This is a genomic window from Streptomyces sp. NPDC053755, assembly GCF_040677675.1.
Classification (GTDB): domain Bacteria; phylum Actinomycetota; class Actinomycetes; order Streptomycetales; family Streptomycetaceae; genus Streptomyces.
This window is the reverse complement of sequence record NZ_JBFASK010000009.1, coordinates 161,230-180,915: the sequence shown is the minus strand read 5'-3', so window position 1 is coordinate 180,915 and position 19,686 is coordinate 161,230. Positions and strand designations below refer to the sequence as shown.

At 73.3% G+C, this 19,686-nt stretch carries 14 protein-coding genes and 1 pseudogene; 10 read left to right on the top strand and 5 right to left on the bottom strand.

The genetic code is table 11. From position 1 onward, the window contains the following. Positions 1 to 179 precede the first annotated feature (179 nt). Together AB0K65_RS12475 and AB0K65_RS12470 are read left to right on the top strand one after the other, a co-directional pair. Positions 180 to 3,101, top strand: a complete 2,922-nt coding sequence (locus AB0K65_RS12475; RefSeq protein WP_365715768.1) for a DEAD/DEAH box helicase — start codon at positions 180 to 182, stop codon at positions 3,099 to 3,101. Further along, on the top strand, positions 3,101 to 4,378 hold the full coding sequence (locus AB0K65_RS12470) for an SWF or SNF family helicase (protein ID WP_365715767.1): 1,278 nt from the start codon (positions 3,101 to 3,103) through the stop codon (positions 4,376 to 4,378). Before AB0K65_RS12475 ends, AB0K65_RS12470 begins: the two co-directional genes overlap by 1 nt. A gap of 52 nt (positions 4,379 to 4,430) precedes the next feature. Here the strand turns inward: AB0K65_RS12470 and AB0K65_RS12465 are convergent, their stop codons facing one another. Together AB0K65_RS12465 and AB0K65_RS12460 are read right to left on the bottom strand one after the other, a co-directional pair. Next, entirely contained in the window at positions 4,431 to 5,171 is a 741-nt protein-coding gene (locus AB0K65_RS12465; RefSeq protein ID WP_365715766.1) for a septum formation family protein, read from the bottom strand. A gap of 335 nt (positions 5,172 to 5,506) precedes the next feature. Next, a pseudogene (locus AB0K65_RS12460) lies at positions 5,507 to 5,830 on the bottom strand (bifunctional 5,10-methylene-tetrahydrofolate dehydrogenase/5,10-methylene-tetrahydrofolate cyclohydrolase); the annotation flags it as partial. Positions 5,831 to 5,963: 133 nt separating this feature from the next. Here AB0K65_RS12460 and AB0K65_RS12455 point away from each other — a divergent pair. The 6 genes from AB0K65_RS12455 (at position 5,964) to AB0K65_RS12430 (ending at position 11,759) form a co-directional block, all read left to right on the top strand. Beyond that, a complete protein-coding gene (locus tag AB0K65_RS12455; RefSeq protein ID WP_365715794.1) occupies positions 5,964 to 6,047 on the top strand; it encodes a putative leader peptide in 84 nt (27 codons plus the stop codon). Positions 6,048 to 6,385: 338 nt separating this feature from the next. Further along, entirely contained in the window at positions 6,386 to 7,453 is a 1,068-nt protein-coding gene (locus AB0K65_RS12450; protein ID WP_365715765.1) for an ABC transporter substrate-binding protein, read from the top strand. A gap of 5 nt (positions 7,454 to 7,458) precedes the next feature. Further along, positions 7,459 to 8,352, top strand: a complete 894-nt coding sequence (locus AB0K65_RS12445) for an ABC transporter ATP-binding protein (RefSeq protein ID WP_365715764.1) — start codon at positions 7,459 to 7,461, stop codon at positions 8,350 to 8,352. Next, positions 8,349 to 9,305, top strand: coding sequence for an ABC transporter permease (locus AB0K65_RS12440; RefSeq protein ID WP_365715763.1), 957 nt, complete (start codon positions 8,349 to 8,351; stop codon positions 9,303 to 9,305). Before AB0K65_RS12445 ends, AB0K65_RS12440 begins: the two co-directional genes overlap by 4 nt. Positions 9,306 to 9,440: 135 nt before the next feature. Further along, complete coding sequence (locus tag AB0K65_RS12435) at positions 9,441 to 10,790, top strand: LLM class flavin-dependent oxidoreductase (RefSeq protein ID WP_365715762.1); 1,350 nt, start codon at positions 9,441 to 9,443, stop codon at positions 10,788 to 10,790. A 69-nt stretch (positions 10,791 to 10,859) separates the two neighbouring features. Continuing rightward, positions 10,860 to 11,759 (top strand): TauD/TfdA family dioxygenase, encoded by a 900-nt coding sequence (locus tag AB0K65_RS12430; RefSeq protein ID WP_365715761.1) that lies wholly within the window; start codon positions 10,860 to 10,862, stop codon positions 11,757 to 11,759. Between the two features lie 224 nt (positions 11,760 to 11,983). On the opposite strand, the gene AB0K65_RS12425 is transcribed toward AB0K65_RS12430, so the two are convergent. The 3 genes from AB0K65_RS12425 to AB0K65_RS12415 all read right to left on the bottom strand — a co-directional run bounded on the left by AB0K65_RS12425 (position 11,984) and on the right by AB0K65_RS12415 (position 15,760). Beyond that, complete coding sequence (locus tag AB0K65_RS12425) at positions 11,984 to 13,312, bottom strand: serine/threonine-protein kinase (protein WP_365715760.1); 1,329 nt, start codon at positions 13,310 to 13,312, stop codon at positions 11,984 to 11,986. Positions 13,313 to 13,527: 215 nt separating this feature from the next. Further along, the gene (locus AB0K65_RS12420; protein ID WP_365715759.1) at positions 13,528 to 14,595 is read right to left on the bottom strand and encodes an LLM class flavin-dependent oxidoreductase; all 1,068 of its coding nucleotides are present in this window, start codon (positions 14,593 to 14,595) and stop codon (positions 13,528 to 13,530) included. Positions 14,596 to 14,704: 109 nt separating this feature from the next. Further along, a complete protein-coding gene (locus tag AB0K65_RS12415) occupies positions 14,705 to 15,760 on the bottom strand; it encodes an ABC transporter substrate-binding protein (RefSeq protein ID WP_365715758.1) in 1,056 nt (351 codons plus the stop codon). 700 nt (positions 15,761 to 16,460) lie between these two features. Here AB0K65_RS12415 and AB0K65_RS12410 point away from each other — a divergent pair. Together AB0K65_RS12410 and AB0K65_RS12405 are read left to right on the top strand one after the other, a co-directional pair. Then, the gene (locus tag AB0K65_RS12410; protein WP_365715757.1) at positions 16,461 to 17,546 is read left to right on the top strand and encodes an amino acid ABC transporter permease; all 1,086 of its coding nucleotides are present in this window, start codon (positions 16,461 to 16,463) and stop codon (positions 17,544 to 17,546) included. Next, positions 17,543 to 19,549 (top strand): FAD/NAD(P)-binding protein, encoded by a 2,007-nt coding sequence (locus AB0K65_RS12405; protein ID WP_365715756.1) that lies wholly within the window; start codon positions 17,543 to 17,545, stop codon positions 19,547 to 19,549. Before AB0K65_RS12410 ends, AB0K65_RS12405 begins: the two co-directional genes overlap by 4 nt. The last annotated feature ends 137 nt before the right edge of the window (positions 19,550 to 19,686 follow it).

Below are 19,686 nucleotides of genomic sequence, written 5' to 3'. Positions count from 1 at the left end.
TCGTCGGTCCACCACGGTCGTCGGTCATCGCCTTTGCCGGTCGTCGCCCTCGTCGCGGACGGACGGTGACCGAGCGGCGGCCGGGAGTGATCCAGCTCACCCGGACGGGGCGCCCCTGCGGCCTCCGCTTCAGGTACCCTCGGCCGCCCGGCCCCCGCTAGTCAAATTTGAGGAATGCGTTGTCGCAGTCGCAGAGCCCCGATCAACTCGTCCGCCGCTCCGCCGTCTTCCTGCCCTCCGACCCGCCCCGCGCCGGCCGCATCGCGTTCTGGTCACCCGAGGAGGAGACTCCGGAGCCCCTCGTCTGGCCGTCCGAGACGGCGGACCTCACCGTGGTGGCCGACGACCTGCGACCGCACACCGTGGCCGGCTCGTTCCTTCCCGTACGGGACGCCCTGCCGCACCTCGCCCGCGCCCGGTTCTCCGAGACGGCCTCGCCCTCGGCCGCCTTCTGGGGCGCCGCCGCCCTGTTCGCCCTGCATCTGGTGGCCCGCGGGCTGATCCTGCCGGGCCTCACGGGAAGCGACCGCGACGCCTGGCGCGCGGGGCCCCTCGGCCCCGAGGAGCTCACCGCCCTGCGGACGCTCGCCGCCTCCATGCCGCCCTCCGCCCATGCCGTACCCCTGCCGGCCACCGGGCCGGAGGGCGATCCGCTCCTGCCCGACCCCGAGTCGCTCCTGCGTGAGTTCATCGACGCGGTGGCGGACGGGCTGCCGCGTACCCCGGCCGCGCCGCTCGCGGCCGGCGGCCCGGCCTTCGCCGCCGACGAGCCGCAGGTGCTGCCCGGGCAGCGGGCCTGGGCCGCGGACGTGGCGGCCGGTCACGACGCCGGGGTACGCCTGTCGCTGCGTGTCGAACTGCCCGACCTCACCGACGCCGAGGCACCGGCCTTCCGCGCCGTCCTGCAGATCCACAGCGCCGCGGACCCCACGCTGGTGGCGGACGCGGCCGAGGTATGGGCCGGCTCGGGGCCCGCGGGGTCGGCGTTCGGGCCCCGGGCCCGGATGGACGCGCTCCTCGCCCTGCGCCGCGCGGCGCGGGCCTGGGCGCCGCTGGCCCCGCTGCTGTCCGCGGCGGTACCGGACGCGGTGGAACTCGCCGACGAGGAGGTCACCGAACTCCTCGGCCCCGCGGCCCGGGCGCTCCAGGCGAGCGGCGTGCAGATCCACTGGCCCCGGGAACTGGCCCACCGCCTCACGGCCCAAGCGGTGATCGGCCCGTGGGACGAGCGGCTCGGCACGGACGGCCGGCGGGCGGTCGGCACGCCGGACGACGTCGGCTCCGGCGAGGCGACCGGCTCCGGTGAAGGCGCCGGCCCCCGCTCCTCCGCCCTGCCCTCGCTCCTCTCCGCCGACTCCCTGTTCGCCTTCGACTGGCGGTTCGGCGTGGGCGACCGGGAACTCACCCGCGCGGAGCTGGACCGGCTCGCCGAGGCGGGCCGCCCCGTGGTCCGGCTGAGGGACCAGTGGGTGCTGATCGACCCGGCCGAACTGCGCCGCGCCCGCGCCTCGGCGGACCGCAGGCTCAGCCCGGTGGACGCGCTCGGCGCCGTACTCACCGGCAGCACCGAGGTCGACGGCCGGCGCGTCGAGGTGCGGGCGACCGGGCGGCTGGAACAGCTGCGCGCCCGCCTCGCCGACCCCGAGGGCGAGCCACGGGAGGTCGCCCAGCCCGCCGCGCTCGCCGCGACGCTGCGCGACTACCAGCTGCGCGGCCTCGACTGGCTGCACCGCATGACCTCACTGGGTCTCGGCGGCTGCCTCGCCGACGACATGGGCCTGGGCAAGACGATCACCGTCATCGCGCTCCATCTGCACCGGCAGACCGATCCCTCGACCGTCGGGCCGACGCTCGTGGTCTGCCCGACGTCCCTCATGGGCAACTGGCAGCGCGAGATCGAGAGGTTCGCGCCGGGCACGCCCGTGCGCCGCTTCCACGGAGCCGCGCGCGGCCTGGCGGACCTGTCCGACGACGCGGTCGTCCTCACCACCTACGGCACCATGCGGCTCGACACCGAGAAGCTCCGCAGCCTGACGTGGGGCATGGTCGTCGCGGACGAGGCCCAGCACGTCAAGAACCCGTACTCCGCCACCGCCCGGCAGCTGCGCACCATCGGCGCCAAGGCGCGCGTCGCCCTGTCCGGGACGCCGGTCGAGAACAACCTCTCGGAGCTGTGGGCCATCCTCGACTGGACGACACCCGGTCTCCTCGGCCGGCTCGGCACCTTCCGCTCCCGCTTCGCCTCGGCCGTCGAGGGCGGCGAGGACCCCGCCGCCGCCGAACGCCTCTCCGCCCTCGTCCGGCCGTTCCTGCTCCGCCGACGCAAGTCGGACCCCGGCATCGCGCCCGAGCTGCCGCCGAAGACCGAGACCGACCGCGCCGTCTCCCTGACCAGGGAGCAGGCCGGCCTCTACGAAGCGGTGGTACGGGAGACCATGGCGGCGATCGCCGAGGCCGACGGCATGGAGCGGCGCGGCCTGGTGGTGAAGCTGCTGACCGCTCTCAAACAGATCTGCAACCACCCGGCCCAGTACCTGAAGGAGGAGCGCCCCCGGATCCCGGGCCGGTCGGGGAAGCTGGACCTCCTCGACGAACTCCTCGACACGATCCTCGCGGAGGACACGGGCGTGCTGGTCTTCACCCAGTACGTGCGGATGGCGCGGCTGCTCGAGGAGCACCTGGCGGCGCGGGGCGTGGCGACGCAGTTCCTGCACGGAGGCACCCCCGTCGCCGAGCGCGAGCGGATGGTGGAACGCTTCCAGAACGGGGACGTGCCCGTCTTCCTCCTCTCCCTGAAGGCGGCGGGTACGGGACTCAACCTGACCCGGGCCGGTCATGTCGTCCACTACGACCGCTGGTGGAACCCGGCCGTGGAGGCGCAGGCCACCGACCGGGCCTACCGCATCGGGCAGACCCAGCCGGTGCAGGTGCACCGGCTGATCGCCGAGGGCACGATCGAGGACCGGATCGCCGACATGCTCGTACGCAAACGGGCGCTGGCCGACGCCGTCCTCGGCGCGGGGGGCGAGGCGGCCCTGACCGAACTGACCGACGCCGAGCTGGCGGACCTGGTGGAGCTGCGTGGGGAAGGGGACGCGTGATGAGCGGATACGAGACCGGTGGCGAGGAACGGACGTTCGCGGCCCTGCCGCCCCTGCGCGGCGCGGCCTTCGCCCGTACGTGGTGGGGCCGGGCGTGGCTGCAGGCGCTGGAGGACACCGCGCTCGACAACGAGCAGCTGAAGCGGGGGCGGCGGCACGCACGCGACGGCGCGGTGGGCGCGGTGTCGGTCCGGCCGGGGCGGATCACGGCCGTCGTGAAGGACCGCGACGGCGCCTCCTACCGCAGTGACGTGCTGCTGCGGGAGCTTTCGCGAGGCGAGTGGGACCGGCTGCTCGACCTCGCCGTGGACAGCGCGGGGCACATCGCGGCCCTGCTCGACCGCGAGATGCCGCCGCATCTCGTGGAGGACGCGGCGGCCGCCGGGCTCGATCTGCTGCCCGGGATCGGCGACCTCGACCCGGAGTGCGGCTGCGAGGCGTGGGACCACTGCCCGCACACGGTGGCCCTCTGCCATCAGATGGCGCGGCTGCTCGACGAGGATCCGTTCGTCCTGCTGCTGATGCGGGGCCGCGGGGAGCGGGCGCTCCTGGAAGAGCTGCAGGAGCGCAGCGCGTCCCGGGCCACGCCGGCCGCGTCGACGGAGGGCACCGCTGTCGAGGGAGTGCCGGCGCGCGAGGCGTTCGCGGCGCGTGACATCCTGCCGCCGCTGCCCGCTCCCCCGGCGCTGCCCCCGGCGCCCGGCGAACCTCCGTCCCTGGACACCGAGGCGGACCCGGGTCCGGGCCTCGACCCGGCGGCGCTGGAGTTCCTGGCGGCCGACACGGCCGCCCGGGCCCACCGGATGCTGGCGGAGGCGCTTGCCCCGTCCCACGACGGGGCCGCGCCGAGCGTGCCCCTGACGGTGGACCAGGACGCCGTGCGGCTCGCCGCCGCGTCCCCCGCCGGGTGGATCGCGACGCGGCTCGCCACCGGCTCCGGGCGGCGCCGCGCCGATCTGGACCTGGCCACGCGCGCGTGGCGGTTCGGGGGAGCCGCCGCCCTGTCCGTACTGGAGGAGGAGTGGACTCCGCCGCCCGAGGCGCTGACCCGGGCGAAGGCACGGCTCGCGGAGGCCTGGGAGGACGGTGAGCGGCCGGTGCTGCGCCCGGCGGGACCGGGGAGGTGGACGGTCGTCGGCGCGGAGGCCCAGCTGCGGCTCGGCGCGGACGGCCGCTGGTGGCCCTACCGCAGGGAGAGCGGCCGGTGGGCGCCCGCGGGCCCGGCGGACCAGGACCCGGGAGCCGCGCTCGCGGCGCTGTCGGCCGACGAGGACTGACAGGCGCGACGGCCTCGCGCCGTCGTGGCACGAAGGGCCGTCACCGGGGGGGTCAGAGGAGCGGGGCCGTGAGCTTGCGGTCCCGCTCCGGCGTGTCGTCGTCGGTGTGCGCGGCGAGGCTGCAGGCCACGGTGTCGGAACCGAGGAGATAGCTGGTCCGGTACGGATACTGGACGAAGGTGGTCCAGCGGGTGCCGAGCGGTTGTTCCGCCGCCTTGCGGCGCAGCGGTTCACGGCACAGGCGCGCGGCCGCGTCCCGGACGTCCTGGTCGCTCGGAAGGTCGCCGGTCAGTCGCAGCACGGTGACGAGCTGGGCGTCGTGAGGGCGGTCGCAGGCGCGCCGGGTGACGGTGCCGGGGGCGGACCGGTCGATGTCGAAGCACTCCCCCGCCCTGAGCCGGTCGTAGGAGAGGGCGGACGGCGCCGGTTCCCGTCGGCGCACCGGCCGTGCGCTCGCGGAGGGGGCAGCGGGCGCGGCGGAGGGCGCGGCCGATGCCGGGGACGCCGTGGGGGACGGGCGGAGGGACGCGGAGGGCGTGGCGGGGGCGGACGAGGGCCGCCGCCCGGCGATCTGGCCCTGGGGGGCTGGCTGTTGGGCGCCGGCCTGCGTGGTCCGGGTGGTCCCGCCCGCCGCGTCCGCCGTGCCGGCCGCCGGGCCCTCCGGCGTCGTTTCGCCCCCCGCGTCGCGGCCCGCGACCAGCGCGGCGGCCACGAGGGCGGCGGCGAGGACGAGCAGAACCGGCAGGAGGAGGTACCGCAGGGGCGACGACGGGTCGGCGGAGAACGGGGCCATGGTGCCCAGGGTCGCCCGGAAACGGCCGACACGCCGCCGTCGCGGACGAGTTGCAGCACGTCTCGTACAGAACCGTGACAATCGCGCGTCGCGTTCGGGCTGTTCCCGTCGTCGTCGGCGTGCTACGGACCGTCCGGAGAGCTTCGGCGTCCGCCGAGGGGCGGGGGTGCGGCGTCCGGTGCGCGCGTGCAGGGTGCCGGAATCCAGGAGGCGAGACCCTCCGGACATGGACCAGGGCTGCCGGGCCACGGGGCGGATGGAGTGCCTCGCGCCGGCAGCGACGCCTCGCGGGCACCGGGACCGGCACGTTCCGGACGCCCGCTCCGGGGCCCTCGGAGACCCAGCTGACGCTCGGCGGCCTCGACCGTCTGGGCGAGCAGGACGGCGATCGCCATCGGGCCCACACCGCCCGGGACGGGAGTGATGAAGGAGGCCCGCTCGGCGGCGGAAGCGAAGTGGACGCCGCCGATGTTGCCCTGGTTGTAGCCGGCGTCGACGACGACGGCGCCGGGCTGGATGTCCTCGCCCTTGACGACGTTCGGCTTGCCGACCGCGGCCACCAGGATGTCCGCCTCGCGGATCACCCTGGAGAGTCCGGTCGTACGGGAGTGGCGGTACGTCACGGTGGCGTCGCGGCCGCGCGGGAGCTGTCCGGCGGGGCCGGAAGGAAGAAGGCCGGCACGGGGAGTCGCCGGGGAAGCGCCGGGGGGCAACTCCGCCCCCCAATTCGGAATGTGAGACGAAACAACGCGTACATTGACGGGGAACCGACGTGCTGCCAGGATCCTGCATGTGAGCCAGTCCGAGGATTTCGTAGCGCGCCTGCACGTCGATCTGCGACGCCAGGCCAGCGCCATCTGTGCCGCCGGTCGCTAGACCCCGCGGTCGGCTTCGCCTCCTCACTTCCTCCGGCCTTTCCGGCCGTTTGACCGCCCCCGGGACCATCCGTCACGCCGTGCGTCACTCCTGGTGCCGCCCCGGCGTCAGCCCCGTGGCGAAGCCGCGTTGACGTCGCGCCGAGCCACGGGGAATCACGCTCCCGGGCTTCTGCGACGTCCACGGCGACGTCACTGACACGTCCACCGCCGGGAAATACCGTCGGCCATTCCGAGGGAATTCGCCGCCTTTCCCTGCCTCTTTCCCCAACTCATCACCAGTACCCGACGGGCTATTTCCCGCTGCCCGTTTATCCCCGATCCCGAACAGGACCTTCCATGGCCCCGACCGCATCGACGCGACGACAATTCCTCACCCTGCTCGGCCTGTCCGCCGCCGCTGTCGGCTGCGGTACGGCCCTCGGCGGCGGTTCCTCCACCACGGGGCAGACCAAGACCCTCCGCTACCAGGGGTGGGCGGGCACGGTCACGCTGCCGGAGCTCGCCGCGGACCTCGGTTATCTGGAGGACGTGAAGCTGGAGTGGGTCGGCAACACCATCAGCGGGCCGCAGGACATCCAGTCCGCGGCCACGGGGCAGACCGACTTCGGCGGGGCGTTCAACGGCGCGGTGGTCAAACTCGCGGCCAACAACACCCCCGTCAAGGCCGTCATCAGCTATTACGGCGCCGACGAGCACGCGTACAACGGCTACTACGTCCTCGCCGACAGCCCCATCCGCTCGGCGCGTGACCTGGCGGGCAAGAAGGTCGGGATGAACACCCTCGGAGCCCACGCCGAGGCCATGCTCGACATCTTCCTGCGCCGCGCGGGACTGTCCGCCGCGGAGGCGAGCCGGGTCGAGCCACTGGTCGTCCCCCCGGTCAACACCGAGCAGTCGCTGCGCCAGAAGCAGATCGACGTGGCCGTGCTCGGCGGCATCCTGCGGGACAAGGCCCTGGCCACCGGAGGCATACGGCCGCTGTTCACGGACTTCCAGCTCCTCGGGGCGTTCAGCGCGGGCACCTTCGTGATGACCGACCGCTTCCTCGACCGGAACCCGGACACCGCGCGGACGTTCGTCACCGGCGTCGGCAAGGCCATCGAATGGTCCCGGGCCACTCCGCGGGACGAGGTCGTCTCCCGGATGACGGACATCGTGAAGAAGCGCGGCCGCAACGAGGACACCGGGCCCCTGAAGTACTGGCGGTCCTTCGGCGTCGCCGAGAAGGCGGGGCTCATCACCGGCAAGGAGCTCCAGTTGTGGGTGGACTGGCTGGCCGAACGCGGTGACATCGACAAGGGCCGGATCAAGCTCTCGGAGCTGTACACCAACGAGTTCAACGCGGCCGGCGCCGGGCGGCCGTCCGCCGCCGCCTCGGCATCCGCGACGCGGGGAAGGAGCTGATTCCCATGACGGAGCCCACCGCCCCGCCGAAGATCGTGTTCGAGGGCGTACGGAAGACCTTCCCCGTCAAGGAGACCTCGGGGGGCCGCGGTTCGCGCCGGAGCCCCGGCGCCGGACCGGCCGGCGGCCGCCCCGGCGCGGGGAGGAGGTCGGAGCTGGCCGCGCTCGACGGCCTGGACCTGGAGATAGCCGCCGGGGAGTTCGTCGTGGTCGTCGGCCCCAGCGGATGCGGCAAGTCGACGCTCCTGGACCTGCTCGCCGGTCTCGCCCGCCCCGACGGCGGACGGGTCCTCCTCGACGGGGAGCCGGTGACCGGGCCCGGCCTGGACCGCGGCATCGTCTTCCAGCAGTACGCCCTGCTGCCCTGGCGCACCGCGCAGGGCAACGTGGAGTTCGGCCTGGAGGCGACCGGCGTTCCCCGGCGCGAACGCGCGCGGAAGGCACGGGAGTTCCTTGATCTGGTCGGCCTCTCGGGGTTCGAGTCGCGCCACCCGCACGAGCTGTCGGGCGGGATGCGGCAGCGGGTGGCGATCGCCCGCAGCCTCGCCTACGACCCCGACGTCCTGCTGATGGACGAGCCGTTCGCCGCCCTCGACGCGCAGACCCGGGAGTCCCTCCAGGACGAACTGCTGCGGATCTGGGAGCGCACCGGCAAGACGATCGTCTTCATCACGCACGGCATCGAGGAGGCCGTGTACCTGGGCGGGCGGGTCGCGGTCATGACGTCCCGGCCGGGCCGCATCAAACAGGTGGTGCCGATCGAGTTCACCTCCCGCACCGAGACGGACGACCTGCGCTCCAGCCCCGAGTTCGCACGCCACCGGCATGAGATCTGGTCCCTGCTGCACGACGAGGTGGCCAAGGCCCAGCAGGAAGAGAAGGAAGGTGCCGCCGTATGAGTCCCGCAGCCGGTACGCGTACGAACGTCGAGCAGTCCCTCGCGCCGGTCGCCACGGAGCCGGTCGCCGGGCCCCTCCCGTCACCGGCCGGTCCCTCCGCGCCGGCCGGATCGCCCGTCCCGGCCGTGCGGACGCGCAAGACGACGGGGGCTCCGGAGGACGGGGCCGCCGTCCGGTCCGCCGGGCGCGGCGCGCTCCGCCTCCTGCGGACGGTGACCGTCAAGTCGGTGGCGATCGTCGGCCTGCTCCTGCTCTGGGAGACGGCCCCCCGGTTCGACCTCGTCGACCGCACCTTCCTGCCGCCGTTCAGCGAGGTCGCCACGGCCTGGTGGCAGCTGGCCCTCGACGGGCAGCTCGCGGAGAACGCGGGGGCCAGTCTGACCCGGTCGTTCACCGGCTTCGGCATCGCCGTGGCCGTGTCGGTACCGCTCGGCCTGCTGATCGGGTGGTACCGGCCCGTCGCCGACGTCCTCGGCCCGCTCCTGGAACTGTTCCGCAACACCGCCGCGCTCGCACTGCTCCCGGTCTTCGTGCTGCTGCTCGGGATCGGCGAGACGTCGAAGATCTCCATCGTCGTGTACGCGTGCACCTGGCCGATCCTGCTCAACACCATCAGTGCCGTACGCCATGTCGACCCGACGCTTCTGCGCCTGGCCAGGTCGATGGACCTGTCGGCGCCCCGCCTGTTCCAGAAGGTGATCCTGCCCGCCTCGGTGCCGGTCGTCTTCACGGGCATCCGGCTGGCCGGAGCGGTGTCGATCCTGGTGCTGGTCGCCGCCGAGATGATCGGCGCCAAGGCGGGGCTCGGATACCTGATCAACGCCTCGCAGTACAACTTCGCGATCCCGCAGATGTACGCGGGGATCATCACGATCTCGGCCATCGGCGTGGCCTTCAACCAGCTCCTGGTGGCCGTGGAACGACGGCTCAGCTCCTGGCGCCTTCCCGCCTGACGGCCCGCCGCCCCCACCGGGACGGGCCTCGCGACACGGCCCGTCCCTGTCACCGCCGGGCCGAAACGGCACCGCCGCCGTACCGACGGCACGCCCCCACGCCACCGCCCGCCCCACCTCACGTCTAGGACTCCCATGACCGCGACCGCCCCACCCCGCCAACTGCACCTGAACGCGTTCCTGATGGGTGCCGGACACCATGACGCCGCCTGGCGGCACCCCCTGACCCAGCCCGAACGGGTCACCGACCTCTCCTACTTCCAGCAGCTCGCGCGGACCGCCGAGCGCGGCAGGCTCGACTCGATCTTCTTCGCGGACGGCCTGGCCCTGTGGGGCAACGTGCGCCACAACGCGCTCGGCGGCTTCGAACCGCTGACCCTGCTGTCCGCCCTGGCCGCGGTCACCGAGCGCGTCGGCCTGATCGCCACCGTGTCGACCACCTTCAACGAACCGTTCCACACCGCCCGCAAGTTCGCCTCCCTCGACCACCTGAGCGGAGGCCGGGCGGGCTGGAACATCGTCACCTCCGGCACGGTCGACGAGGCCCGCAACTTCGGTCAGGACGAGCATCTCGAGCACGGCCTGCGCTACGAGCGGGCACGGGAGTTCGTCGAGGTCGCCACCCAGCTGTGGGACAGCTGGGAGGACGACGCGATCCTGCTCGACCGGGAGCGCGGGCTCTACGCCGACACCGACAAGGTCCGGAAGATCGACCACCGGGGAACGTACTTCGGGGTGCGGGGCCCGCTGAACGTACCGCGCTCTCCCCAGGGCCATCCGCTGCTGGTCCAGGCGGGGTCGTCCGAGGACGGCAAGGAGTTCGCCGCCCGGTACGCGGAGGCCGTGTTCACCGCGCAGCAGACCCTCGCCGACGGTCAGACCTTCTACAAGGACCTCAAGAGCCGCCTCGCCCGCCACGGCCGGGAGGAGAACGATCTGAAGGTCCTTCCCGGCATCTGCCCCGTCATCGGGTCCACGGAGGCGGAGGCCCGCGCACTGGAACGGGAGCTGACCGACCTCCAGGTGCCCGAGTACGGGCTCGCCCAGCTGTCGGGCATGCTCGGCACCGACCTGACCGGCCTGCCGCTGGACGGCCCGCTGCCGGACCTCCCGGAGGAGCGGGACATCAACGGGAACAAGAGCCGCTTCACGCTCGTCGCCGAGCTGGCCCGGCGTGACGGCCTGACCCTGCGCGAACTCATCGCCCGGCTCGGCGGCGGTCGCGGCCACCGGGTGTTCGCGGGGACGCCCGAGCAGATCGCCGACCAGTTGCAGAGCTGGTTCGCCGAGGGGGCCGCGGACGGTTTCAACATCATGCCGCCGCATCTCCCCGGGGGGCTGGAGGACTTCGTCGACCACGTGGTCCCGATCCTGCAGCGCCGTGGCCTGTTCCGTACGGAGTACACCGGCCGGACCCTGCGCGAGCACTACGGCCTGCCGCGGCCGGCCAACCGGCTGACGGCGGACGCCCGGAGCCCCGCGTGACCGGCGCCTGACCACCCTCGTACCGCACCCGTCCGCACATCGCGCGGCACCATCGAAAGGACACCGCACATGACCACCAGCACCGCGTTCGACATCCGGAGGATCGGCGGCCGGATCGGCGCCGAGATTCTCGGCGTGGACCTGTCCGGCGAGATCGCTCCCGCCGTCGTCGCCGAGATCAACACGGCGCTCCTGGAACACAAGGCGCTCGTCTTCCGTGACCAGGACCTCGACGACGCCGGTCAGCTCCGCTTCGCCGCCCTGTTCGGCGAGCTGACCACCGCGCACCCCACCGTGCCCTCGGTCGACGGGCAGCCCGGCATCCTGCCGGTGGACGGTGACGAGGGCGTGCGCGCCAACCAGTGGCACACCGACGTCACCTTCGTCCGTACGCCGCCGAAGGCGTCCACGCTCCGCGGCATCGTGGTCCCGCCCTACGGCGGCAACACGCTGATCGCCGACTCGGCGGCCGCCTACCGGGACCTGCCCGAACCGCTGCGCGAGCTGGCGGACCGGCTGTGGGCGGTGCACACCAACGACTACGACTACGCGGCGCCGAAGAGCGAGAAGGCGGCCGAGCACCGCAAGCGGTTCGTGTCCCGGAAGTACCGCACCGCCCATCCCGTCGTCCGCGTCCACCCCGAGACCGGGGAGCGCGGCCTGTTCATCGGCGGCTTCGCGCAGAGCATCATCGGACTCAGCCCGTCGGAGTCCCGGGATCTGCTCCGCATCTTCCAGTCGTACGTCACGCGCCCGGAGAACATCGTGCGGGTGGTGTGGAGCCCCGGCGACGTCGTCCTCTTCGACAACCGCATCACCCAGCACTACGCCCCCGACGACTACGGCGACCTGCCGCGTCTGCTGCACCGGGTGACGGTGGCCGGCGACGTCCCGGTCGGTGTCGACGGCAACCGCAGTCACGTCCTCGAAGGCGACGACGCGGCGCACTACACACCCGTCGCGGCCTGAGCACACCTTCGCCGGGCGGGGGTAGGCGACCCTCGCCCGGCGAAGGTGTCGGCGGCCCGGCTGCGGGTGAACGTCGCTGCCTTCACTCCGCACGCCGTGCTGACGGCGGATCGGTCCGGTGACGGGAGCGGCCGGCCGCCGGGGCAGCGCCGTGGCGTGCGCGGTGTCACGGCAGGTGGCGCGGGAGCCGCTGCCGCGCTGCCGTCGTCAGAGTCGGGGCCGGCTCACCGTCCTTTGCCCTTCCTGCCCTTCTCCTTCCCGGAGGCCTCCTTCGCCTTCGCCGACCCGGGCGCCTCCGCCGGGCGGTCCTTGCCCGCTTGCGAAGAGTACGGCCCGTCCGGACGTGCCGGCGTGGGACGTACCGATCGTGTGACGACAGGCTGTTGCGAGGTGGCAGGCGGTGAGGTCTCGGCGGGCGGCCGGGCCGGCGGTGCCGGCCGGGGGCCTGCCGCCTCCGTGTCCTTCGACATCGACGGACGTTCGCGATCGTGGGCGGTGGCGGGTGTCTGCGTCCCTGCCGGGATGCCCCCGATCATCAGCGCGCATGCTCCTGCGACACTCGCCGCGGCGAGACCGTACAGAGGCGCCCGCCGACGGCTGGTAGTCCTGCCTTGTGGCGCTTCGGGGACTCGCCCGGTCCCTGAGCGGAAGCCGGCGTCCGTGAGGGGTGGCCGTGGCGCAGGGGAGGTGCCCGTGGGCGACGCTGTCCCCCTGGGGCGGGAGCGGGCATGCGCGAGGTCCCGCAGGCGCAGGTGCACGGCGGCTGCGTCGGGGCGTGCCCGCGGATTCTGGTCGGTCATCGACGTCAGCAAGCGGGCGAGTTCGACCGGCAGGTCCTCTGGTACACGGGGCGGCCGCAGGAGGTGGGCGGTGCCGATCTCCACGGGTGAGCCTTCGTACTCGCGGTGGCCGGTGAGTGCCTCCAGGAGGGTGATTCCCAGGGCGTAGATGTCGCTGGCCGTGCTCGCGCCCTGGCCGAGGAACTGTTCGGGGGCCATGTAGGCGAGGGTGCCCACCAGGGTGTCGGACGCGCTGTGGGTCTGGTCGTGCACAGTCCTGGACAGGCCGAAGTCGGCCAGGTGCGGTGAACCCTTCTCACTGAGCAGGACGTTGGAGGGTTTCACATCGTGATGGATGATGCCGTGTGCGTGGACGTGGTCGAGGGCTGATGAGAGGTCGGCGCCCAGCCGTATGACCTGGACAGCGGGCAGGGGGCCCGCGTCCAGCCGGGTGCGCAGCGTGGTACCGCGGATCAACTCCGTCACCATGTAGGCGCCCTGTCCGTGGCGCCCGGCGTCGTAGACCGTGACGAGAGCGGGGTGGGAGAGCCGGGCCAGCACGCGCGCTTCGTCGCAGAAGCGGTCGGCGGTGACCGTGCCTGTGCCGGCACGAAAGACTTTGACGGCCACTTCACGACCCAGCACCTGATCAAGGGCGCGGAAGACGTCGGCCGTGCCACCGCATCCTAGGGAGCCCCGGAGCCGGTAGCGGCCGCCCAGGAGGACATTTCGCTCGAGCGGTACTCCGCTCGCCGCAACGGGCCAGGCCGACATGCGGGGCCTCCTCATCCACTGGCGGTCGATGCGGCCCGTCTACCCCGCCGCGCGCGCACTACGCACCGTGCGGCGGTGCGGGACGGGGCGCGGTGTCCCCCCTTCGATGCCACCGGCGAGAACGGCAGCGGGACCATCGACGAGACGAGTGTGACGCCGGCCTGGCTCGCGGTTCTCGGTCTAGCCGGCTGCCGGGCCGCGCCACTGCTGGAGCATCACGGCTCCTGCCACAGCGTGGTGGGGGCCTCCCGCCTCACCACGGGGGCGATCTCGTCGGCGAAGCGGCGCAGCTGATCGGTCTGTTCCGGCAGGGAGAGTCCCGAGGCGTCGACGGTGATCGACTGCAGGTCGTGGCGGTAGGACCGGTGGAAGCCCAGGATCTTGTCGATGATCTGCTGCGGGCTCCCGATGAGGTGCGGGCCGTCGGCGACGGCGTCCTCGATGGTGCGGAAGGGCGTGTTGTACCCGGGCCTGCCCTCCAGCCGGGGGTTGTGGGTCTGCCGGACCCGGGCCTCGTAGTAGTCCTTGAAGCGGGCGATCGCCTCCTGGGTCGTGTCCGCGATGAACAGCCCGCCCGAGCCGGCGCCGACGTAGGCGTCGCGCGGGTCGTGCCCGTGCGCCTCGAACCGCTCGCGGTAGTGGTCGACGAGCCGGGCGTACGCCTGCCGCGGCTGGATGGCGTTGGCGCTGAACAGCGGGTCGCCGTGCTCGGCTGCCAGTTCGGGCGAGTTCAGGCTGGTGGCCGAGCCGTGCCAGACGCGCGGCGGCCGGTCTCCGTAGGGACGGGGCACGGTGGTGACGTCCTTGAGCGGCGGCCGGAACCGGCCGTCCCAGCTCACGTCCTCCTCACGCCACAGCCTGCGCAGCAGCCGGTACTTCTCGGCCTGGTACTCCCACTGGAGGTCCTCGTCCAGACCGAAGAGGTCGAAGTGGCCCTTCTCGGCCCCCTTGCCGATGACCAGCTCGATACGGCCCCGGGAGAGCTGGTCGAGGGTGGCGTAGTCCTCGGCGACCCGCACCGGGTCGAGGACGGCGAGAACGGTGACTCCGGTGAGCAGTCTGATGCGGGTGGTACGCGCGGCGAGGGCGCCGAGCAGCACCGTGGGGCTGGAGGAGAGGAACGAGCCGGCGTGGCGCTCTCCGACGGCGTAGGCGTCGAAGCCCAGTTCCTCGGCCACGACGCCGGTCTCGACGATGTCGGCGAGCCGGTCGGCGGCGGGGCCGAGCTCGCCGGTCAGCGGGTGCGCGGCGTGGCCGGCGATGGTCAGGACCTGAAATCTCACGCGAAGCCTCCGGAACGTGGTCGTCCTGTACGGAAGGAGGAGGGTGGGGGGACGGGGCCGGCGCCCCGCGGGGGCGCCGGCCGGTGGGGAGGCACGGTGTCGACCGTGCTCACCGGTGTTCGGGCGGGTTGATCCGCGAGGTCTCGATCGCGGAGGCGCTGGTGCCCCACTTCTTGAGGATCCGGGCGTAGGTGCCGTCCTTGATGAGCTGGTCGACGGCGGCCTCGAAGGCGGGGGTGAGCGGGGAGCCCTTCTTGAAGGCGAAGCCGACGTCGAGGCGGTGGTACTCGCCCAGGAAGGCGGTGCGGGAGGCGGGCTGCGCCGCCTGGTAGCGCAGGCCGTTGATGGTGGACATCACCACGTCGATCCGGCCCTGCTGCAGGGCGGTGACCGTGGCGCCGTTCTCGGAGTAGACCTTCACCTCATAGGGCTTCTTGCCCGCCTTCGCGCACACGCCCTTCTGCGCGGCGAGCGTGGTCTCGAAGGTGGTGCCGGCCCCGGTGCCGATGGTCAGGCCGCACAGCTGGGTGAGGTCGGTGACCTTCGTGCCGAGCGCGGTGTTGCCCTTCCGTACGGCGAAGCCCTGACCGTCGTTGATGTACGTGACGAAGTCGATGGTCTTCAGCCGCGCGGTGGTGACGCCGAAGTTCCCGGTGCCGAGGTCGTACTTGCCGCTGCCGAGTGCGGGCAGGATCGTCTCGAAGGAGGCGACCTGCCGCTCCAGGCGGATGCCGAGGACCTTGGCGACGGCGTCGGCGAGGTCGATGTCCTGGCCCGCGGGCGCTCTGTCGGAGCCGTTCGGGTAGTAGGCGCCGGGTGGGAAGCCGACGCTGCTGCCGACGCGCAGGGTGCCCCTGGTCCGGACGTCGGCGGGCAGCAGGGCGGCGGCGGCAGCCACCTTCCGTACGGCGGCGACCGGGTCGTCGCCCGGGGTGGTGGCGGCCACGGCGCCCGTCGGGGCGGTGTCGCCCGAACCGCACGCGCTCAGGACCAACAGGGACGGCAGCAGGGCGGCGGCCGCCAGGCGCACGCGGGCCCGGGTCCGTCGGCGAGGGGCACGGACCTCGGTTCCGGCGTGCGCGGCGGCTTCGTGGAGGGAGGCGGTTTGGGTGCGGGCGGCGGCTCCGTCGTCTGTCGCGGTGTGGCCGGGGAGTTCCACGGGCATGACACATGGCCTTTCGTCAGTGTGCGGGGTGCTCGGGCCGCACCCGGGCAGGGTGAGGCGGCCCTCCGTACGGCCGGGTGCCGGCGCGTCGGGGCAGGTCGGGGCGAAGGGGTACCGGGCGTGATGGCGCCGAGGACAGGGGCCTCGGGCGGTGGAAGAGGGCGGCGGCAGCGCGCGTCCGGGGTCGTAGAACCGCGCGTACGCCGGTCAGCGCCGGCGTAGGACGGTGGTACGAAGGGAGAGCTCGGCCCGCGACGGGGTCACCGAGGGAGGGAAGGGCCGGTCAGACAGCCCGCTGCCGAGTCAGGCGCAACACGCCGCGGACCACACCCGACCGAAGTCGATGTGGTCGCGCGTGACCAGACGCCGCTCAGCATTCATACGGCCAATTGACCATGTCGTGCGGGATTCCGTCAACCTCCGCCCGGATGCCGGACCGGCTCTGAACGCCCGCCTTGGGCAAGGTGGTTGACAGGGCCGCACCGTCGGCACATACGATCGGCGGAGGACCGGGGCCGTCGAGTGCGGCGGCCGCCGCTCCGGCCGCGTTGAGGGACGCGGCCCCGTGATGACGCCGAGGTACCGGCAGCGCCGTTCGCGCGCCGACGCCGCGCAGCCGCGCGGTGCCCGCGTACGCGCGCACCGGATGGGTCACCGACGCCGCCGACGACGCGGCGCTTCCCTCTCTGGAGAACCTCGCATGGTCTCGCCTTCCCCCGTCACCCCCGCCGATCCCGCGTCCGTCCCTGCCTCCGGACGGCTGAAGACCGCCGGCCGGCTCCCCGACGCCCCCTCCGCCGGCGGCTCGCCCCCCGGCAGCCCGCCGCCCGGCGGTCCGGCCGCTCTCGACGACCTGCCCCGCATCGTCCCGCGCCGACGCGTGGGCCGACGGCTGACCGCGGCCGCCGCACTGTTCCTGTTCGTCATGGCGGTGGATTCCGTCGTGCGCAACCCGGCCTTCCAATGGGGCGTGGTGGGGCGTTACTTCACCACCGGAGCGGTGCTGGACGGTCTGCTGCTGACGCTGTGGCTGACCGGCGTCGTGATGGTGCTCGGATTTCTGCTGGGCACCCCGCTGGCGGTGATGCGGCTCTCCGGCAATCCGGTGCTGCGGACTCTGAGCTGGGGCTACGTGTGGATCTTCCGGTCCACGCCGCTGCTGGTGCAACTGCTCTTCTGGTTCAACATCGGCGCCCTCTACCCCACGCTCGGTCTCGGCATCCCCTACGGACCGCAGTTCGTCTCCGTCCAGACGGTCAACCTGCTCGGACCCACGCTCACCGCCGTCATCGGGCTGACCCTCCACGAGGCCGCCTACGCCGCCGAGGTGGTGCGCGGCGGCATCCTCTCCGTGGACGCCGGTCAGACCGAGGCCGCCCAGGCGCTCGGCCTGGGCAGACGGCGCACCCTGCGTCGGATCGTCGTCCCGCAGGCGATGCGCTCCATCGTGCCGACGGCGGGGAACATGCTGATCGGCACGTTGAAGGGCACCAGCATCGTGAGCGTGCTCGCCGTGCACGACCTGCTGTACTCCGTACAGCTGGTCTACAACCAGACGTACCAGGTCATCCCCCTGTTGTTGGTGGCCACGCTCTGGTATGTCGCCGTGACGACGGTGCTCAGCGCGGGCCAGTTCTACGTCGAGCGGTACTACGCGCGCGGCGCGGCCCGCGCCCTGCCGCCCACCCCGTGGCAGCGGTCCCGTGTCCACCTGGCCGTGCTGCGCGCCCGGCTCCGCGCCCTGACCGCCGCCGACGGCCGGTCCGCGATCGGCGGCGAGCGGTGAACGGACGTCCGGCGGCCGTGCTCGTCATCGTCGGCGCGGGCCCGCGCGGCACCGGCCTCGTGGAACGCATCGCCGCGAACGCCCCCGAACTGTGGTCTGCCGATAGGGAGTTGCGGATCCACCTGGTGGATCCGCACCCGCCGGGGCCGGGCAGGGTCTGGCGGCACGACCAGTCCCCGCTGCTGCGGATGAACTCCATGGCCGAGGACGTCACCCTCTTCACCGACGAGACCTCGACGATCGAGGGCCCCGTGCGGCCCGGGCCGTCGCTGGCCGCGTGGGCCGCGCAGTTCTCCGGCCGCGCACCGCGCTTCCCGCCGTACGCCGAACCGTCCGATCCGGAGGTCCTCGCCGAGCTGCGCGCCCTGCGGCCGGGCGACTTCCCCACCCGCCGGGCCCAGAGCGCCTATCTGGAGTGGGTGTTCCGCAGAGCCGTCGCCGACCTGCCGCCGTCCGTCACCGTGGAGTGGCACCCCACCACCGCGACGGCCGTCACCGGCCCGCCCGACGGACCGCAGTACGTGCGCCTGGCCGGGCGCGCCACACCGCTCACCGCCGACCTGGTCGTCCTCGCCCAGGGACACCTGGGGTCCACGCCGACCGCCGAGCACCGGGACCTGGCCGCGTTCGCCCGTCGGCACGGCCTGTTCCACCTCCCGCCGGCGTTCTCGTCCGACGCCGACCTGTCGGGCGTACGGTCCGGGGAACACGTCATCCTGCGCGGCTTCGGGCTCGCCTTCGTGGACCTGATGGTGCTGCTCACCGAGGGGCGGGGCGGGGGCTACCGGACCGAGGCCGACGGCACGCTCACCTACCTGCCGTCCGGGCGGGAGCCGGTCCTGCACGTCGGATCACGGCGCGGGGTGCCGTACCACTCCAAGACGGGCTACCGGCTGCGCGGACCCCGCCCCACGCTGCCCCGCCACTTCGGCCCCGAGGCGGTCGACGCGCTGCTCGCCCTCGACCGTCCCCTGGACCTGCGTCGTGACGTGTGGCCGCTGATGGCCAAGGAGATCGGGTTCGGCCACTACCACGAGCTGTTCCACGCCCACCCGGAGCGGACGCGCATGGCGTGGCCGGACTTCCTCGCCGCCTACGACCGGGCGGACTGGTACTCCGCCCCCAGGGAGGCCCTCGTCGCCGCCGCCGTACCCGACCCGGCGGACCGGCTGGACTTCGAGGCCCTCGACCGGCCGCTGGCCGGTCAGGTCTTCGCCACGCCCGAGGCGTTCCAGGCGCATCTGCGCGATCACATCAGCCGCGACGTCACCCGGCGGGAGGACCCCGCCCACAGCGCCGACCTCGGGGCGTTCCTCGCGCTGCTCTCCCTCTACGGCCACCTGCCCCGGCTCGTCGCGGGCGGCCGGCTGACCGCGCGGTCCGTCGCGGAGGAACTCGACGGCTGGTGGCACGGCTTCTTCTCCTTCCTCGCCTCAGGGCCGCCCGGGTTCCGGCTGCGGCAACTGCTCGCCCTCTCCCGGGCCGGGGTCGTCCGGTTCCTCGGCGCGGACCTGCGGGTCGGCGCGAACGAGACCACGGGCACCTTCACCGGGACGAGCGCCACGGTGCCGGGCCACACCGTCCTCGCCACGGCCCTGATCGAGGCATACCTGCCACGGCCGTCGCTCGACCGGACCGAGGACCCGCTCCTGCGGGGCCTGCACCGCGACGGCGCCGTCACCGAGGAGGTCGTCGCCGACGCCACGCACATCCATCGCACCGGTCTGGTCGCGGTCACGGCCCGGGGAAGCCGAGTGCACGACGCCTCCATGGGAGGGCCCCATCCCCGGCGGGTCGCCCTGGGCGCGCCGACCAACGCCCGGGACGTCGCCGCCTTCGCCCGTCCCCGCACCGACGCCCCGGCGTTCCGGGAGAACGACGCGGTGGCCCGCGCCCTGCTCCGCGCCCTGTCGCGGACGGGACAGGGCGCCGCGGCGGACGTGGTGCGCCGCCCGGCCCCGGCCGCTCGGGTCCAGACGCGTGCGCACAGCACGAGGCGGTAGCCGTCGGGGCCGGCTCGACCGGCCGCTCCGGGGCGCGCGTCGGCTCGAAGTGCACGGCGCTGGACCCGGCCCTGCGGGCGTTGGTCCTCGCCGCCGGCCGCGATGCTCCCGGCGGGCGTGCTGATCGCCGTTCCCGG

What these genes read in the sequence shown, in the direction of transcription:
- AB0K65_RS12470 (WP_365715767.1), top strand. Translation starts at nt 3,101, where the DNA reads ATGAGCGGATACGAGACCGGTGGCGAGGAACGGACGTTCGCGGCCCTG.
- AB0K65_RS12465 (WP_365715766.1), bottom strand. Translation starts at nt 5,171, where the DNA reads ATGGCCCCGTTCTCCGCCGACCCGTCGTCGCCCCTGCGGTACCTCCTC.
- AB0K65_RS12450 (WP_365715765.1), top strand. Translation starts at nt 6,386, where the DNA reads ATGGCCCCGACCGCATCGACGCGACGACAATTCCTCACCCTGCTCGGC.
- AB0K65_RS12445 (WP_365715764.1), top strand. Translation starts at nt 7,459, where the DNA reads ATGACGGAGCCCACCGCCCCGCCGAAGATCGTGTTCGAGGGCGTACGG.
- AB0K65_RS12440 (WP_365715763.1), top strand. Translation starts at nt 8,349, where the DNA reads ATGAGTCCCGCAGCCGGTACGCGTACGAACGTCGAGCAGTCCCTCGCG.
- AB0K65_RS12435 (WP_365715762.1), top strand. Translation starts at nt 9,441, where the DNA reads ATGACCGCGACCGCCCCACCCCGCCAACTGCACCTGAACGCGTTCCTG.
- AB0K65_RS12430 (WP_365715761.1), top strand. Translation starts at nt 10,860, where the DNA reads ATGACCACCAGCACCGCGTTCGACATCCGGAGGATCGGCGGCCGGATC.
- AB0K65_RS12425 (WP_365715760.1), bottom strand. Translation starts at nt 13,312, where the DNA reads ATGTCGGCCTGGCCCGTTGCGGCGAGCGGAGTACCGCTCGAGCGAAAT.
- AB0K65_RS12415 (WP_365715758.1), bottom strand. Translation starts at nt 15,760, where the DNA reads ATGCCCGTGGAACTCCCCGGCCACACCGCGACAGACGACGGAGCCGCC.
- AB0K65_RS12410 (WP_365715757.1), top strand. Translation starts at nt 16,461, where the DNA reads ATGGTCTCGCCTTCCCCCGTCACCCCCGCCGATCCCGCGTCCGTCCCT.